This window comes from Pseudarthrobacter sp. TE9888 (genome assembly GCF_056279345.1).
Window position 1 is genome coordinate 4,074,533 of record NZ_JBWBRD010000002.1, and the last position, 15,730, is coordinate 4,090,262.

A 15,730-nucleotide genomic window follows, 5' to 3' on the forward strand; every position below is an offset into this window, starting at 1 on the left:
TGCGGTGAACGGCAAATTGTCCATTGAGTTCTATATTTGAACTGGAAGTTCCCATAAAGGACACAACAGACCTGTCCACGCACCTAGGATGGACTCCATGACTCCCGCCGCAGCCGCAGCCCCGGCAGGGCCGGCCACCCAGGCTTCGCCCTCCCAGACTCTGTCGCGCGGCATTCGCGCCCTTGAGATCCTGGCGGCCGCGCCCGGCCCGATGACCATCGCGGAACTGGCCGACGCCATGGGCGTGCACCGTTCGGTGGCGTACCGGATCCTTCGGACCCTTGAAGACCATTCGCTGCTGGTGCGCGACGACGCCGGGCGGGTCCAGCCCGGGCCCGGCCTGGCCGTCCTGGCCCGGGGAGTCTCACGCAACCTGCAGAGCGCCGCCTTGCCGGAGCTCACCCAGCTGGCAAACTCACTGGACATGACAGCGTTCATTGCGGTCTGGGACCACCACGACTGCATCACCCTCGTCACGGTCGAGCCCAGGCACTCTGGGGCAACCGTCGCCCAGCACCCCGGCACCCGCCACCCCATCAACGCCGGCGCGCCCGGCATTGCCATCCAGTCCGCCCTTTCGGAGGATGAGTGGGACAGGCTTGCGACAGGTACGCCCTACCGTCCGGAAGCGGCGGCAGCACGGCGGAAGGGCTACTCGGCCAGCCATGACGAAGTGATCGCCGGCGTCTCATCGCTGGCAGCACCCATCCGCGTGCCCGGGGGTCGTCCGGCCGCACTGGCGGTGGTCTATATCCGGTCCGCGCACGATCCCGAAACCGTGGGCGCAGCCATCGCGGAGAGTGCGGCCAGGATCGAGCGCCAGCTGGCGTAAGGCCGCGGAAGGCGCCGGGGGCAACGGGTCAGGTCCGTCGGCGAAGCACGACGGCGGTTCCCGCGCCAAGCAGCGCCAGCGCCACCGCCGCGCACAGCGGGACAAGGAATGCGCCGGCAGCCCCGTGGAGTTGGGCCAGTTGTCCCCCTATGGAGGAGCCAACGGCGGTCCCGGCAACGATGCCGCTGGCCAGGGCGGTCATGACCGTGCCAAGCCTGCCGGCCGGCGCCACCTTCCCGCCCACGGCAAAGACGGTGACCATGACCGGTCCCACCGGGAGGCCAAGGACCAACAGGACCACCGCCATCATGGGCAGCGACGACGGTACCAGCAGCAGGACCGCCAGTCCCGCCATCAGGACGGCGCAGGACACCCAGCGCAGCCCCAGGCCTGCCCGGTGCGGCCAGTAGGCAACCGACAGGGCGGCCGCCGCGGAACTGAGGCCCATGACGGCGTACAGCAGGCCCGCGATTTCCGGTCCGGCAAGACCGGCGGAGAAGGCGCTCAATGCGGCCTGGGTGGAACCGAAGAAGGTGCCCATGCAGGCCATGGCGAGGACGGGCAGGGCCACAGCCCACGGCAGCTTCCCGGCAGGCACGTGCTTGCCGCCTGCCGGGCCCCGGCGGGCCGGCACGGACCGGTGCGTGGGATGCACGGCGAAGGCGGGCACCAGCGTGATGGTCATGGCCGCCGCCAGGACCAGCGGAAGCCAGGGCGCCACGAAGCTGGCCAGGATTCCCACCAGCGCCGGTCCAAGGACAAAAGTCACCTCGTCCGCGGTGCTCTCGTAGGACAGCGCCGTGTCGAGGTCGCGGGCGGCAGCATGCGGCGGTGCTGTTGGACCTCCCGCAGTGGCAGTGAGCGCCATCCAGCGGACCCGGGCCAGGGGTCCCACCTGGGGGCAGGTGGCACCGGCCGCGAAGGCGGCTGCGAGCACTTGTGGCTCGAACCCGTCCAGGACCGCAGCGGTACCGGCGGCAAGGACCAGGGCAAGCACGGCCACTGTATTGAGCACTGCCGCCAGCAAAAGGACCGGCCGCTGTCCCTTCCGGTCGGCAAGGGATCCCAAGAGCGGTGCCCCCAGGGCGGAGCCGATGCCCACGGCGCCTGCAGCCGTGCCCCCGGCCGCAAAGGAGCCGCTGGAGGAAGTGACCAGGGTGAGGGTACCCATGGCCAGCATGGCCAGAGGGAGCCGGGCAAAGAGGCCGAGGGGCAGGAAACCTGCGCCGGCGAGGTGCGGGAGGCGCGAAAAGCGTCCGCGCTTTGGCGTCTCCGGGGCTTCCGGGCTTTCCTGGCATGGGGAGGCCTGGACGGGGACGGTACCGGCGGGTGAAGGGTTGGCGTGTGGTGTCACTTCTGGGCTCGTTCAGTACGTGCGCATCGTCCCTCCTCCCGATGCGCGCAACCCGGTAACACCGACAAGTATATCGGCCCCGGTCAGGGGACGGTCAGAGAACTGCGTCCAGGCTTTCGGAGATCCGCAGCGTGGAGCCATTCCGGTTCTTGACCACCTGAAGCTGGGTGCTGATCCGTTGCTTCATCTCGGCAACGTGGCTGACCAGTCCCACCACCCTCCCGCCGTCGCGAAGTCCTTCAAGCGCATCCATCACCTGCTCCAGCGATTGGTCGTCCAGGCTGCCGAAGCCCTCGTCCACGAACAGGGTTTCGATTTCCACGCCTCCGGATTCCTGCTGGACCACGTCTGCAAGGCCCAGGGCCAGCGAGAGCGAGGCCATGAAGGACTCGCCTCCGGACAGCGTGGAGGTGTCCCGGCGGAAGCCCGTCCACTGGTCCACCACTTCCAGGCCCAGCCCCGACTTTGCCCCGCGGGCGGCCTTGGCATCTGTGTGCTGGAGCAGGTACCGGCCGTCGCTCATGGCCACCAGGCGTTCGGATGCGGCGAGGGCCACCTGCTCCAGCCGCGCGGCCAGGACGTAACTGTTCAGGCTCATGCGGTACGTGTTCTCGCCCCGGCCGGCTGCGGCGTCGGCCAACCCGGCAAGCATCCGGGCCCGCTCCGCCGGCTCGCGTGAGGACCCGGCCAGCGCTTCATAGTCCGCGGCGATCGCCTTCAACGATTCCACGCAGCGGCCGGCCAGGCCGGCAGCGAGATCGGCCTCCCGAGCCTGGTTTTGGGCAGCCGAAGCGTCCCTGCGCAGCGAGGCCAGCCGTTCCTCGTCCGCGATAAAGCCGCCTGCCGCTTCCTCCTGTGCGAGCATGATGTCGTCTGACTCGAACAGCCCGGCTACGCGGGCAGCTTCATCCTGGGCGGCACGGATGGCGGCTTCAAGGCCGGCGAGGTCAGCGGCACCAAGGAGCTGGCTGCGGACCTCGTCAGCAGTGGCAAATCCGGAACCGGGCAGCGCCTGTTCCAGGGCGTCCTGCGCTTCGGCGGCGTGCAGCCGCGCATTATCCAGGCGCACCTGCGCTTCGACCGCCTTGTCCAGGACCGCCACCGCATCCTCAAGTTCCCTCAACCGGCTGGCCAGGCTGCGGTGGCTCCCCCGCAGGCCTGAAAGCGCAGCGTCCAGCGCTGCAACCTGTTCCGCCAGATCGGCAAGGCCCGCGGTGGCCTGGGACATCCCGGCTTCCGTTTCGGACAGTGTGGCCCGGGCCTGGCTGAGGCTGTCATCCAGAGCCTCCAGCCGCTGCCGCCTGTCCTGCAGCTGCTCCGCCGCCTGCTCGGCATCCACTGCCGCCGCGAGTGCATCAGCTGCACCCGAGCGCGCATCGTCCACCGGCGTGGTCCCGCCCTGTCCCGCGAGGACAGCCACTGCCTGCTCGCTCTCGGCCAGATCAACAGCAACCCCGGCATGTGAAGCCTCCGCGGCCTCGTACACGCCGTGGGCCTGTTCCTCGTCCTGGGCCAAGGACGGCCCTCCGGTTCCCTCATCTGCCGGGCCGGGATGTTCTCCACTTCCGCAGACAGGGCACGGTTCCCCGGCAACCAGCCCGGCAGCCAGTTCGGATGCCGCGTTCGCCAGCCGCTCTTCCCGCAGGTCCAGCCAGCGGCGCTTCGCCTCCAGGAGGTTCTCCCGGGAATCATTATGGCGGCTCTTGGCGAGATCCCTGCGCTTGGCTGCGTCCCCGTACCGCCTGACCACGTCCAGCAGCTCCGCCGCAGCGGCCGCCTCCTTGCGCCGCAACGAAGCCTCCGCAGCGCGCGCCTCCAGCTGGTCCAGGCCCGCCAAGAGCTGTTCCCGTTCCGCCACCAGCTGCGCGGTGCGCTGGCCCAGCGTCTCCGCGGCGAGCTCCAGGCCATCCAGTCGGCCCGTTAAGCCGTGGCGCCGCTCCCGCAGCTCCTTGAGCCTTTCTTCGTCAGGCAACCGTGCCTCGACGACGGCCAGCAGCGAACGCAGGCGGCCCAGTTCCTCCACCGCCCCGGGCAAGCTGTCCGGGCCATCCTGCGGGGAACCCGGATTGGACTGCGGACCCCCTGATGTTCCGGCGTCGAGCTGGGCCAACTCACCGCCGTCCCCGGCGGCGAGGCGCAGCAGCGTCACGGCCGATTCGGCGGCCGCGGCGGCGCCACGGACCTTCCCGGCAGCAGCGTCGACCGCCTGCAGCTGCCCCTGGAGAACCTCTGCCTGCCGGTGCCTGGCCAGCCGGGAAGAACGCTCCTCCTGCAATGTTGCCCCCTCCTCGAGGGCCTTCTTCCGGGCGGCAGCTGCGGCGAGTTTCCGGTGCCGTTCGTGGCGGGCAGCCTCCGTTTCAGCTTCCGCGCGGCGGCCCTGGCTGGCTTCCTCAGCGGCGGCGGCCTGTCCCGCGAGCTCGTCGTGGCGCAGGGCGGCGGCGGCCTGCAGCCAGGCAAGGCGGCGGGGAATCTCGTCGGTTGGCGGCGCTCCCTCTTCGGGAAGGTGCAGCGGGGCGGCCTCGGTTTCGGCGCGCGAGGCAAGGACGTCGAGTTGCCCGGACAGGACCGCCACGTCCTCCCTGGCGGCGGCAGCCTGCCGGGACAGTTCCTGTTCCAGGGCTTCAAACCTCTGCGTGCCGAAGAGCTTCTGCAGCAGGTCCAGCCGGTCAGCAGCCTTTGAGCGCAGGAAGGCAGCGAAATCACCCTGCGGCAGCATCACCACCCGGGTGAACTGTTCACGGTCCATGCCCAGCAGGGCCATGATTTCCGCGCCCGCCTCATCGTTGCGGGCGGACTTCTCCACCCAGGCACCGCCCACCCGCTCCCGAAGCAGCGTCTTGGCCTGCTGGACCGTGAAGCCGTTCTTCCCGCGGGCGCTCGGCTTCTCCCACGCCGGGGACCGGGTCACCTCGAAGCGGCGGCCCTGCGCGGAAAACTCACACGTGACGGCGGGTTCCTGTCCCGGCTCCGCGTGGTCGCTGCGCAACCGCTTCCCGTCCTGCCGGGCACCGGGGACGGAGCCGTACAGCGCAAAGCAGATGGCATCCAGCACGCTGGTCTTGCCGGCACCGGTGGGACCGTTCAGCAGGAACAGTCCGTGCGCGCTCAGGCGGTCAAAGTCGATGTCCTCGGTCCCGGCGAAGGGCCCGAACGCGGAAATCCGCAGCTTGTGGATCCTCACCGCGATACCTCCGAAAGCCTGACGTTTTCCAGCGCGGCCGCGAGCGCAGCCGTTTCGGCGGGGTCGGCGCCCCGTCCCCGCACGTGGTCCAGGAACCCGCAGCAGACAGCCAGGTCATCCGGTGCGCCGGCGAGCCTGCTGCTGTAGCTTGCCTCGGCAGGGGCAGCGGCGCCCTGCGGGTCGAAGGCCAGGACCAGGGTCTCCGGGAACCTGGCGCGCAGCCTTTCCATGGCGCGGGCGGGACGCTGGGCATCGGTCAGGGTGACCTGGCAGTAGGCGGCTTCCGCCCACGCATGGCCCGGATCCGCCAGCAGCTCCTCCAGCGGTCCGCGGAGTACGGCGAGTGGACGCGGCGCCTCCCAGAGGACTTCCGCCACCGACTCCACGCCTTCCGGACCAACATCCACCAGCCAGGCACCCTTTTGGTGCGCGGCCTCGGAGAAGGAATAAGCCAGTGGCGATCCGGAGTACCTGACGGATTCGGACAGCTTCTGCCGGCCGTGCAGATGGCCCAGCGCGGTGTAGCTGAAACCGTCGAAGAGGTCCAGGGGAACCGCTCCCACGCCGCCGATGCTGAGGTCACGCTCGCTGTCCGAACTGATGCCGCCGCTGGCGAAGGTATGCGCCAGGACCACCGAATGGACGGTGGCGGACGCGGCGCGCCGGGCAATGTCCGCCCGGACCAGGCCTGTTGCGGCGCGGGTAACCTCGAAGTGGCTTGCCGTGTCCACGCCCAGCTGGTCGGCGACCATCCTGGGTTCGAGCCATGGGATGCCGTACAGCGCCAAAGTGGCGTCTTTTCCCGCAGCGTCCGTTCCCAGCGGGATCAGCAGGGGCTGGTCGAGGTCCTCCACCCTGGTGCGAAGGTGCACTCCCCCGCGTTCCAGCAGGCGGGACGCGAACCCCAGGCGGATGGCGGAATCGTGGTTGCCGCTGGTGAGGACTGCCTGTGCGCCTGCGGCGGTGAGCCGGACCAGTGCGTCATCGAGGAGGTGCACAACGTCCACGCCGGGAAGTGCGCGGTCGTAGACGTCGCCTGCGATCAGGACGATGTCCACGCTTTCCCGCTGCACCGCCGCCACCAACTGGTCCACGAAGGAGCGCTGGGCGTCGAGCATGCCAACGCCGTGGAAGGAACGGCCCAGGTGCCAGTCCGAGGTGTGAAGTAACCGCATGATCCTAAGTTATCGGCAGCCACTGACAGTGAAGAAAACGCCGCGGCAAAGGAGGCTCAGGACCTTTTTCCGTCGAAGAACTCCTGGGCCTCGCTGACGCCGGGCTTTCCGTGGCGGGCCGCCTCGGCGGGTAGTCCCTCATTCACAGGGGCAGCCTCGGCGTCGGCGTCGGCATCCACGTCGTCGTCGTTGCCGGGAGCCCCTGCCTCCTCAGCGGGAGCCGGGGACTGGGCCACTGCGCCGATCCGGAACACCAGCCCCGCGATGGCAGCGCCGGCCAGCGGCGCCACCAGGAAGACCCACAGCTGCTCCACTGCCCAGCCGGAGCTGAAGACGGCGGAAGCAACGGCACGTGCGGGGTTGAACGGCAGGTTGCCCACCGACTGGCCCACCTGCAGCAGGGCGGCAAACGACAGGCCGACGGCGACGGGCGCCACCGAGCGGGCGCCTCCTTCACGGCCGGTGGCTCCCAGGAAGACAGCCACGATGATGGCGGCACCCAGCAGCTCGAGGAGGACGACGGCGGCGAGGGGCGCCTGGATGATGGAGTGCTCACCGAAGCCCGCGGCCACGGTATCGAATGCAGTGCGGCTGTCCGGGATGCTGGGCAGCGTGCGCAGGATCCCGAAGAGGGCCAGGGCGCCCACCAGCGCCCCGACGAGCTGGGCGGCCGCGTAGGCGGCGGCTGCCCCGGCGCGGATCCGTCCGGCCACGAGGTGCCCCAGGGTGATCGCGGGGTTGAAGTGGCCGCCGGAGATATGCCCGAAGGCCAGCATGGCCGCGGTGATGGCAAGACCGGCTGCCAGGGCGGACGGGACCGGGCTGGACTGCGGAATGCTGAACAGGGGCACGCCCAGGCCGGCCACCGCCAGGAAGAGGCTGCCAAACGCCTCGGCCGCCAGGCGGGGCAGCAGGCCGGCCGGTCCGGCAGCCGTGCCGCCGGGCTGCAGTGCGTCGCGGGCTGGGACGGGGGTGCTCATGGTGGGACCTTTGCTTGTGGGGGGCGGGAATTCCGGCTGTTTTGTGGGGCCGGTGCTGCTGCCGGCCATCCGTGCCGGCACCGGGCAACCCGAGCAGTATCCCAGCCGAGGCTGTGCGTTTGCTGGACAGCAGCTGTCCGCGGTGGGCAGCGGCCCCGCATGGAACGCCGGACCACGTGGCCGGGACGGTAAATTTACCCCATGAGCTTTGACCACGGTATGCCCGCCCCTGCCCTTCCGTCCCGCATCCACGGTTCCCTGCTGGGCGGGGGCCTGGGCGATGCCCTGGGCTACGCCGTGCAGTCCGATTCCATTGCCGGGATCCGGGAGCGGTTCGGGGCGCAGGGCCTCACCGGGTTCGAGGACCTGGCGGGGCCTGGCCATTTCTCTGATGACACGCAGCTGACCCTGTACACGGTGGATGGGCTGGTGGAGGCGCTCGAGTGGGCCAACTCGGGCGTCGGCGCAGACGTGAACGCGTGCCTGTGGCTTGCCTACCTGCGCTGGCTTGCCGCCCAGGGCGGGGATGCAGGACCGTCCGCACCGGCACCCCAGCCGCGCTGGATCGACAGCAACGAGGTGCTCAGGCAGCGCAGGCGTCCCGACAAGGATTGCCTCAGCGGTCTGGCCACTGGTGAGATGGGAACCGCCATGCGTCCGGTGAACCCCGACGCCAAAGGCACCGGCACAGTGATGCGGTCGGCACCGTTCGGGCTGGTACCGCACATCACGCCCGACGCCGTCTATAAGCTCAGTGCCGACGCCGCCGCCCTGACGCACGGACACCCAGCGGCACGGCAGAGTGCCGGCATCTTCAGCCTCCTGATCCACCGGTTGGTATCCGGGGAAGCACTGCGGGACGCCGTTGCCGGGATCACCACGCACGCGGCCGCCCTCCCGGGTGTGGTCCCGGAACTGCCGGAACGCCTGGGGGCCGCCCTCCGGCTCGCGGAAAAAGCGGTTGCCGGCCCCGAGGAACTGCAACAGGAGCTTGGCGGCGGCCGGACAGGGGAAGAAGCCCTCGCCGTCGCGCTTTATGCCGTCATCGCTACCGCGCCGGCCGGTGATGCGGAGGCGCAGCCCGCCGCGCACTTCCGCGACGCCATGTTGGTGGCCGTAAACCACGGCGGCGCCAGCGACACCACGGGGGCGCTTGCCGGAAACATCCTGGGAGCCCTTTACGGGGAGGCCTGCCTGCCCGACCCCTGGCTTGAAGCCCTGGAAGCGGCGGAGGTCATCCGCGGAATGGCCGATCGGTTGGTGAAGGTTACGACCGCCGAAGGCTGATGTTGTTGCAGGCCTCGCAAACGTCCTCCGGGATCACGCCGCGGCGCTGCAGGAACCCGAAAATGGTGCACCCCAGGCAGAACCCCGCGAAGGCTTCCAGCGAGGCAGCTATCACCAGGATGCCCAGGAGCGTCCAGGCTGCCGGCGCCGCGCCGGCAGCGAAGAGGAGCAGGGCACCGGTGGACACTGCCGCGCCGATTCCCTGGGCGAAACGCTTGGGCGGCCCGGAAACCAGCTTCACCTTTCCCAGCCGGGGCGTGATCACCTTGACCGAAAGCAGCGCCAGGGGTGAAATCCTCGGGCCAAAAAGCAGCCGCAGCCAGAATCCGGCGGCGATCGCTGCCAGCCCCCAGCCTGAATTCGCCACAGCGGTGACGACGGCGAGCAGCACCACGAGCGCTGCCGTGGTGCGGGCGGCGTACTCATTGACGGGGTTGGGGAATTCGAACAAGGAGGCCATCCGGCAAGGGTAGGAGGCAGCCGCCGGAGCAGCCAAGCTTTGTTGCGCCGCATGACCGCGGGCCCCGCCGCAGGATGGGTCAGGCGCCGGCGGCCTGCGCGCCGGCCCAGGCGCCAACAGGGACTTCCTGGGCGTCCTCGGCACCGCCCACCATCTGCAGGAACTCGCCTTCGGACAGCACTTCGATGGCCTGCCCGCGCTCGTGGAGCTCCAGGACACGGCGGGCCTTTCCCGTGAGCCGGCCCGAGCGCAGGTCCGAGGCCACGAACCCGTCACCCACCACCAGGACAGTGGTCCGCGCGGTGACCCGGCTCTCGGTCAGCGCGCCGCACCTGGCCGAGCGAAGTTTAGCGTCCGGACGGTTGATGGAGAGCTGCCCGGTGAACACCACCGTCTGGGCGTACAGCGGATGCCCGGGCTCGGCGTCCAGGTTGGGCTCGGGGTTTAGTCCTTCTTCCGGCCAGCCGGACTGGAACCGGCGGACCAGGGCAGCACCGTTGCCGGAGTTGCCTGCCAGCGCCGTGAGGCTGGCCTTTGAGAGGTCACCGGTGGCGGGGTCGAAGGCCTCCTGCCGCGGCATGGCCAGCCCCAGGGACAGGTAGAGTTCGGCGATGCTGTTGGCACCGTTGCGGGCGGCGATGTCGATGAGGATCCCGGCGCAGGCACGGGCATCTTCCGCGGCGTCGTGGTGGTTGACCAGCGGAACACCCGCTTCCTCGGCGGCAAACGGGAGGGAGTTGGACACGAGCGAGTAGCAGCGCCGGGACAGCATGACGGTGCAGACGTAGTCGTAGGCCGGGCCCGGCAGGCCGGAGACTTCCAGCGCCGAGCGGATCACGCCGAGGTCGAAGGCAGCGTTGTGCGCGACGAGAACGTCGTCGCCGATGAACACCCCTATTTCGGGAAACAGCTCGCCAAAGCGCGGCGAACCGGCGACATCAGCCGGGGTGATGCCGTGGATCCTGACGTTGTGGTGGTCGAAGGTGTCGTATCCCGCAGGCGGGCGCATCAGCCAGGAGGCTTCCCCGACGATCCTGCCGCCCCTCACCTTCGTCAGTCCCACGGAGCACGGGGAGCCCCGGAAGCCGTTGGCCGTTTCGAAGTCGATCGCCGTAAAGTCCAAACCCACGGCCCCTACCTTACCGCTGCGGGCCTCCAGCCCCGGGGAGCCCATGCCCTTCAAGTACCCTTGAAAGGTGAACTTCCCTGTGATGAATGAGCTCGCTGTGTCCATGCTGGGCGGTGCGGGACCGGTCCAGCCGAAAATGGCGTCCTTCCTGCCCGATTGGCTGAACCCCCAGGTCTTCCTGGCCGATCCCGCGCTGGCCCCCTGGGTGGTCCTGCTGGTGTGCGGCATCATCTTCGCCGAGACCGGCCTGCTGGTGGGCTTCTTCCTGCCGGGCGATTCCATGCTGTTCACGGCGGGCCTGCTGGTGGCCACGGGCACCATCAAGTTCAACATCTTCGCGTTCGCCGCGTTGATCGTGGTGTCCGCGATCATTGGCAACCAGGCCGGCTACCTGATCGGATCCAAGGCCGGCCCCGCCATCTTCAACAGGCCCAACTCCAAGCTGTTCAAGCGCGAAAATGTCGAGAGCGCCCACGCATTCTTCGAAAAGCACGGCGGCAAGGCCCTGATCCTGGCCCGTTTCGTGCCCATCATCCGCACCTTCGTGCCCGTGATCGTCGGCGTGGCGCAAATGAGCAAGCGAAAGTTCTTCATTTACAACGTCATCGGCGCGGCGCTGTGGGGCGCTGGCGTCACGCTCCTCGGCTACCTGCTGGGCGATACGGTGCCGTGGGTCCGCGACAACCTTGACATTATCTTCATCGCCATCGTGCTGGCCTCGGTGATTCCCATCGGCATCGAGCTCCTCCGCGGGCTGTCCGCGCGCCGCCAGGCGGCGGCTTACGGCACCGACACCGTCGACGAGTACATCGAGGAACACGAGCCGGAAGCGGAGCAGAAGACGCCCCGCAACATCCACGGCCAGCGGCCGGAGTAGCGGCCCTCCACTTCCACCACTGCAAAAAGGTGCGCACCCGGAAGGGTGCGCACCTTTTTGCGGAACCGTCCGGCCCCAGGCTTTTAGCCGGCCGCTTCGAGTGCGGCCACAATGGACGGCAGCAGCGCCCGGAAGGCCTTGCCGCGGTGGCTGATGGCGTTCTTCTCCTCGGCGGACAGCTCGGCGCAGCTGCGGTCATGGCCCGCCGGCTGCAGGACGGGGTCGTAGCCAAAGCCGCCGGCGCCCCGCGGTTCACGGAGCAGGATGCCCTCCAGTTGTCCGTATTCCACCACCTCGCGCCCGGGGCCCTCCGTGTCCGCGGGCATGGCCAGGGCGGCGGCGCACACGAACGCGGCACCGCGGTGTTCGTCGGGAACGTCGGACAGCTGCTTCAGCAGCAGTTCGAGGTTGGCGGCGTCGTCACCGTGGCGTCCTGCCCAGCGTGCGGAGAAGATGCCGGGGGCCCCGCCCATGACGTCCACGGCCAGCCCGGAGTCGTCGGCGATGGCCACGAGTCCGGTGGCGCCGGCCACCGCGCGCGCCTTCAGCAGGGAGTTCTCGGCGAACGTCACGCCGGTCTCGACGACGTCCGGGGCACCCGCCGCGGCGGCGTCCACCACCTGGGTGTCGACGTCGAGCCCCGGTACCTGTCCGCGCAGCAGTTCACGGAGTTCGCGAAGTTTGCCTTTGTTGTGCGTTGCCAGCACCAGCCGGGGAGCCGCACCGGTCACAGGGTGTCCGCCAGGGTTTCGCGCTGGATGGCCGCCAGCTGGGCCGTGCCCAGGAGGGCCAGGTCCAGGAGCTGGTTCAGCTCGTCCCGGTCGAACGGGGCACCCTCAGCCGTTCCCTGCACTTCAACGAACTTGCCCGAGCCGGTGACCACCACGTTCATGTCGGTCTCGGCCCGGACGTCCTCCACGTAGGGCAGGTCCAGCATGGGAACGCCGTCGATGATGCCCACGGATACTGCTGCAATCGTGTCGATGAGCGGCTGGGCGTTCTTGGCGATGAGCTTGGTGTCGCGGGCGAACCGGATGGCGTCGGCAAGCGCTACGTAGGCGCCGGTGATGGCTGCAGTACGGGTGCCGCCGTCGGCCTGGAGGACGTCACAGTCCAGGACGATGGTGTTCTCGCCCAAGGCCTTGGTGTCGATGATGGAGCGCAGGGACCGCCCGATCAGGCGTGAGATCTCGTGCGTGCGGCCGCCAATCTTTCCCTTCACGGATTCCCGGTCCGAACGGGTGTTGGTGGCGCGCGGCAGCATGGCGTATTCGGCCGTGACCCAGCCGCGGCCCTCCCCCTTGAGCCAGCGCGGCACACCGGCTGTCAGCGATGCCGTGCACAGCACCCTGGTGTTGCCGAATTCGATCAGCGCCGATCCCTCAGCCTGGTTGGACCATCCGCGGGTGATGCTGATGGGCCGGAGCTGGTCGGGGGCACGGCCGTCGGCGCGCACTACGGGCACTGCTGTTGCTTCAGATGTCATGCCTTTAGCTTATCGAGTGCCCGCGCGGCAGGCAGGCGCCGCGGAACAAGGGCCTGGGATCGGGCGCCGCTAGATGGTGTAGTGGACGCCCGCCACCGCAACCGCAACATCGCCGGGAAACACCGGGCGGGCTTCGGCCATCACGGTGGTCTGTGACGTCCACACCGGGATGTGGGTCAGCAGGAGGCGCCGCGCACCGGCGGCCGCCGCCGCCTCGCCAGCACGCTTGCCCGTGAGGTGGACGTCGTTGATGCCGTCGTCGCGGCCCTCTTCAAAGGCCGCCTCGCACAGGAACAGGTCAGCGTCCTTGGCAGCTTCCTCGAGTCCGGCACAGGAATCAGTATCCCCGGAATAGGTCAGGACGCGGGACACCGGAACGCCGTCCTTGCCGGGCTCCACCACTTCCACGCGGAGGGCGTAGGCCTCTTCGATGGGGTGGTTCACGGCGAACGGGGTGATGGTGAACGGCCCCACGGTCACCGGTTCGCGTTCCGTCCAGTTGGTGAAGTCGAACTCTTCGTGCATGCCGGGATCCAGGGGCAGGCCGTAGGCGGTGGCCATCCGGTCTGCCGTGGCGGCGGGGCCCCAGACGGGGATCCGGCCGCGGCCCCAGCCACCGGGCTTCCAGCGGATGGCAACATGCAGCCCGCACAGGTCCATACAGTGGTCAGGGTGCAGGTGGGTGAGGAAGATCGCGTCGATGTCCTCCAGGTCGGTATAGCGCTGGATGGCTCCCAGGGCTCCGCTGCCGAGGTCCATCACCACCTTCCACGTCCGCTCACCGTCGGTGGCGGTCAGGAGGTAGCACGACGCCGGGGAGCCGGGTCCGGGGAATGATCCCGTGCATCCCACGATGGTCAGCTTCACTGGGCGGAACCTCCACCGCGGCGCGCCCCGGCGAACCCGCCGCCCACGAAGTTGGAGATCCTGGGGCGGTTGCGTGCGCCCTGCGCGGCGGCGATCATCTCAGGGGTAATGCGCGCCAGGCTCCCCGTGGGGTACTGCGCGGCCACGTGGTCCACGTGCCGGACCGAGAGGACTTCCGGGCCCAGGAACCGGCGGGCGAGCGCCTCGAACTGTCCGGCGTCACCGGTGGCTACGAAGTGGTGCTCGGGCGGCGCCTCCGAGGTGCGCTGCAGGTTGTGGGTGGCAAGGGCACGGTAGACGTCCTTGGCGGTCTCCTCGGCGCTGGAGACCAGGGTGACGTCGGCGCCCATAACGTAGGAAATGACGCCCGTCAGCAGCGGGTAGTGGGTGCAGCCCAGCACCACGGTGTCCACCCCGGCGGACTTCAGCGGCGCCAGGTATTCTTCGGCAACGGCGAGCAGGGCCGGGCCTGTGGTGATGCCGGCTTCCACGTAGCTGACGAACTCCGGGCACGCCACGGACGTGATGTCCAGGTCGGGCGCTGCCGCGAAGGTGTCCTCGTAGGCGCGAGACCCGATGGTTGCGGACGTGCCGATCACGCCCACCCTTCCCGTGCGGGTGGCGGCGACGGCGCGGCGGACCGCGGGCTGGATCACCTCGATGACCGGGATGCCGTACTTGGCCGTGTACCGTTCGCGGGCGTCCCGCAGGACAGCGGCCGACGCCGAGTTGCAGGCGATGGTGAGCAGCTTGACTCCCGAGTCCACGAGTTCGTCCATCACGCCCAGGGCGTTAGCGCGCACCTCGGCGATGGGCAGGGGCCCATAGGGTCCGTGGGCGGTGTCGCCCACGTAGAGGATTGATTCGTTGGGAAGCTGGTCGATGATGGAGCGGGCCACGGTGAGTCCGCCAACACCGGAGTCGAAGACACCGATGGGCCGGGCTTCCGGGGCGGCGGCCGGCACGTCGCTTGCGGCCGCGGGCTGTATTTCCGCCGACGGTTCCGCGCTCGAGGCTGTTGTCATGGTTATTCGAGGATAGGTGGTCCCGGAAGCGTCAGTCATCATCTTGTGTCCAGCGACTCGTGTCTGCTGTGTCACAGGGACGGCCTCCCCCTGGCCGCCGTGGCTCACCGGTGGGATTCCATGGACTGCAGCATGGCCTGGACCAGGGATTCCTGCAGCCAGGTGGTGAAGTTGTAGACCAGTGCCAGGTAGCTCTCCACGTCCTCGGCCTGGGACCAGTCCTGCATGCGGTGGACGTGCTCGGCGTCGGCCTCATCCCTGATGTCCAGCCGCTCCGCCAGCACGAGGCGGACGTCGTTCAACGCCATGGACCAGTGCCTTGCCCCTTCGGGCGTCAGCACGATCTCGTCTTTGTCCAGGTCCAGCGCCGCCGCGCGCAGCGCACCGATCTTTGTTTCCCGCAGTGAACGCTCGGTGAGCTGGCGGAACTCGAGGGACGCGGCGCCGTCGTCCTTCGCCACGTTCGGCAGCAGCCGCCTGACGGCGCGGTCGGTGGGCTCGGCAACGTCCATGTCCAGGCCAATGAGGGCTGCCAGCGGGTCCTGCCCGGAACGGTCCTCCGGCTGGAGCATGGAGATGACGTCATCGATGAGGCTGCGCAGCAGGTCCCGTTCGGCAGGTTCCAGGAACCCCGTGATGCCCTTGAGCCCGTATTTGAATGCCTTAGCCACGTTTCCCCTTACCCTGGCCCGGACCGCCGGACCTGCCGGACTTGCCACCGGTTCCGCCGCTGGCTTTTTCCACCGTTGCCCAAAGCCCAAACCCGTGCATGGCCACGGCGTGGCGCTCCACCTGTTCCTTGCTGCCGGAGGCAACGATGGACCGGCCCTTCTTGTGGACCTCCATCATGAGCTTGTTGGATTTGCTTTCCGAATAGCCAAAGTAGCTTTGGAAGACGTAGCTGACGTAGCTCATCAGATTGACGGGATCGTTCCAGATCACCAGGTTCCAGGGGATGTCCGGCGCGGTCAGGGAGTCGGTGGACTCTGCTGTGCCGGTCCGGATGCCCTCCTGTGTATCAGGGCCGGGCGCAACGCTTATGGTCATCTGTCCATTCTATGTGGCTGGCCACTAGAG

The 15,730-nt window shown here is 68.8% G+C and carries 15 protein-coding genes; 3 read left to right on the forward strand and 12 right to left on the reverse strand.

All coding sequences use genetic code 11. The features are described from left to right. Nucleotides 1–97: 97 nt before the first annotated feature. Nucleotides 98–832: an IclR family transcriptional regulator gene (locus tag ACZ9J7_RS19485; RefSeq protein WP_476211620.1), complete on the forward strand. Its 735-nt coding sequence runs from the start codon at nt 98–100 to the stop codon at nt 830–832. Nucleotides 833–860: 28 nt separating this feature from the next. On the opposite strand, the gene ACZ9J7_RS19490 is transcribed toward ACZ9J7_RS19485, so the two are convergent. The 4 genes from ACZ9J7_RS19490 to ACZ9J7_RS19505 form a co-directional block, all read right to left on the reverse strand. Continuing rightward, nucleotides 861–2,186, reverse strand: a complete 1,326-nt coding sequence (locus ACZ9J7_RS19490) for an MFS transporter (RefSeq protein ID WP_476211621.1) — start codon at nt 2,184–2,186, stop codon at nt 861–863. Nucleotides 2,187–2,280: 94 nt separating this feature from the next. Further along, complete coding sequence (locus ACZ9J7_RS19495; protein WP_476211622.1) at nt 2,281–5,367, reverse strand: AAA family ATPase; 3,087 nt, start codon at nt 5,365–5,367, stop codon at nt 2,281–2,283. Next, complete coding sequence (locus ACZ9J7_RS19500; protein WP_476211623.1) at nt 5,364–6,542, reverse strand: exonuclease SbcCD subunit D; 1,179 nt, start codon at nt 6,540–6,542, stop codon at nt 5,364–5,366. The genes ACZ9J7_RS19495 and ACZ9J7_RS19500 overlap by 4 nt, the downstream gene beginning before the upstream one ends. A 56-nt stretch (nt 6,543–6,598) precedes the next feature. After that, nucleotides 6,599–7,522: an MIP/aquaporin family protein gene (locus ACZ9J7_RS19505; protein WP_476211624.1), complete on the reverse strand. Its 924-nt coding sequence runs from the start codon at nt 7,520–7,522 to the stop codon at nt 6,599–6,601. Nucleotides 7,523–7,723: 201 nt separating this feature from the next. Here ACZ9J7_RS19505 and ACZ9J7_RS19510 point away from each other — a divergent pair, with 201 nt between their 5' ends. Next, nucleotides 7,724–8,809, forward strand: a complete 1,086-nt coding sequence (locus ACZ9J7_RS19510) for an ADP-ribosylglycohydrolase family protein (protein WP_476211625.1) — start codon at nt 7,724–7,726, stop codon at nt 8,807–8,809. On the opposite strand, the gene ACZ9J7_RS19515 is transcribed toward ACZ9J7_RS19510, so the two are convergent. Both ACZ9J7_RS19515 and ACZ9J7_RS19520 read right to left on the reverse strand, forming a co-directional pair. Further along, entirely contained in the window at nt 8,790–9,269 is a 480-nt protein-coding gene (locus ACZ9J7_RS19515) for a DUF4395 domain-containing protein (RefSeq protein ID WP_476211626.1), read from the reverse strand. The genes ACZ9J7_RS19510 and ACZ9J7_RS19515 overlap by 20 nt on opposite strands. 79 nt (nt 9,270–9,348) lie before the next feature. Beyond that, on the reverse strand, nt 9,349–10,398 hold the full coding sequence (locus ACZ9J7_RS19520; protein ID WP_476211627.1) for a 3'-5' exonuclease: 1,050 nt from the start codon (nt 10,396–10,398) through the stop codon (nt 9,349–9,351). 82 nt (nt 10,399–10,480) lie between these two features. Between ACZ9J7_RS19520 and ACZ9J7_RS19525 the strand changes: the two genes are divergently transcribed. Continuing rightward, nucleotides 10,481–11,275, forward strand: coding sequence for a VTT domain-containing protein (locus tag ACZ9J7_RS19525; protein ID WP_476211628.1), 795 nt, complete (start codon nt 10,481–10,483; stop codon nt 11,273–11,275). 83 nt (nt 11,276–11,358) lie between these two features. On the opposite strand, the gene rdgB is transcribed toward ACZ9J7_RS19525, so the two are convergent. From rdgB to clpS, 6 genes are all read right to left on the reverse strand, one after another. Then, a complete protein-coding gene (gene rdgB / locus ACZ9J7_RS19530) occupies nt 11,359–12,006 on the reverse strand; it encodes an RdgB/HAM1 family non-canonical purine NTP pyrophosphatase (RefSeq protein WP_476211629.1) in 648 nt (215 codons plus the stop codon). Beyond that, the gene (gene rph / locus ACZ9J7_RS19535) at nt 12,003–12,761 is read right to left on the reverse strand and encodes a ribonuclease PH (RefSeq protein WP_141181812.1); all 759 of its coding nucleotides are present in this window, start codon (nt 12,759–12,761) and stop codon (nt 12,003–12,005) included. The genes rdgB and rph overlap by 4 nt, the downstream gene beginning before the upstream one ends. Before the next feature lie 69 nt (nt 12,762–12,830). Next, complete coding sequence (locus ACZ9J7_RS19540; protein WP_476211630.1) at nt 12,831–13,628, reverse strand: MBL fold metallo-hydrolase; 798 nt, start codon at nt 13,626–13,628, stop codon at nt 12,831–12,833. Beyond that, nucleotides 13,625–14,653 carry a glutamate racemase gene (murI, locus tag ACZ9J7_RS19545; RefSeq protein WP_476211631.1) on the reverse strand — a complete coding sequence of 343 codons (1,029 nt, stop codon included), beginning with the start codon at nt 14,651–14,653 and terminating at the stop codon, nt 13,625–13,627. Before murI ends, ACZ9J7_RS19540 begins: the two co-directional genes overlap by 4 nt. 104 nt (nt 14,654–14,757) lie before the next feature. Then, nucleotides 14,758–15,324, reverse strand: a complete 567-nt coding sequence (locus ACZ9J7_RS19550) for a DUF2017 domain-containing protein (RefSeq protein ID WP_476211632.1) — start codon at nt 15,322–15,324, stop codon at nt 14,758–14,760. Beyond that, nucleotides 15,317–15,700 (reverse strand): ATP-dependent Clp protease adapter ClpS, encoded by a 384-nt coding sequence (gene clpS, locus ACZ9J7_RS19555; protein ID WP_476211633.1) that lies wholly within the window; start codon nt 15,698–15,700, stop codon nt 15,317–15,319. The genes ACZ9J7_RS19550 and clpS overlap by 8 nt, the downstream gene beginning before the upstream one ends. Nucleotides 15,701–15,730: the final 30 nt, after the last annotated feature.

Bases quoted from the DNA above. Each gene is read 5' to 3' on its own strand.
- ACZ9J7_RS19485 (WP_476211620.1), top strand. From the start codon at position 98: ATGACTCCCGCCGCAGCCGCAGCCCCGGCAGGGCCGGCCACCCAGGCT.
- ACZ9J7_RS19500 (WP_476211623.1), bottom strand. From the start codon at position 6,542: ATGCGGTTACTTCACACCTCGGACTGGCACCTGGGCCGTTCCTTCCAC.
- ACZ9J7_RS19505 (WP_476211624.1), bottom strand. From the start codon at position 7,522: ATGAGCACCCCCGTCCCAGCCCGCGACGCACTGCAGCCCGGCGGCACG.
- ACZ9J7_RS19510 (WP_476211625.1), top strand. From the start codon at position 7,724: ATGAGCTTTGACCACGGTATGCCCGCCCCTGCCCTTCCGTCCCGCATC.
- ACZ9J7_RS19515 (WP_476211626.1), bottom strand. From the start codon at position 9,269: ATGGCCTCCTTGTTCGAATTCCCCAACCCCGTCAATGAGTACGCCGCC.
- ACZ9J7_RS19525 (WP_476211628.1), top strand. From the start codon at position 10,481: ATGAATGAGCTCGCTGTGTCCATGCTGGGCGGTGCGGGACCGGTCCAG.
- rph (WP_141181812.1), bottom strand. From the start codon at position 12,761: ATGACATCTGAAGCAACAGCAGTGCCCGTAGTGCGCGCCGACGGCCGT.
- murI (WP_476211631.1), bottom strand. From the start codon at position 14,653: ATGACAACAGCCTCGAGCGCGGAACCGTCGGCGGAAATACAGCCCGCG.
- clpS (WP_476211633.1), bottom strand. From the start codon at position 15,700: ATGACCATAAGCGTTGCGCCCGGCCCTGATACACAGGAGGGCATCCGG.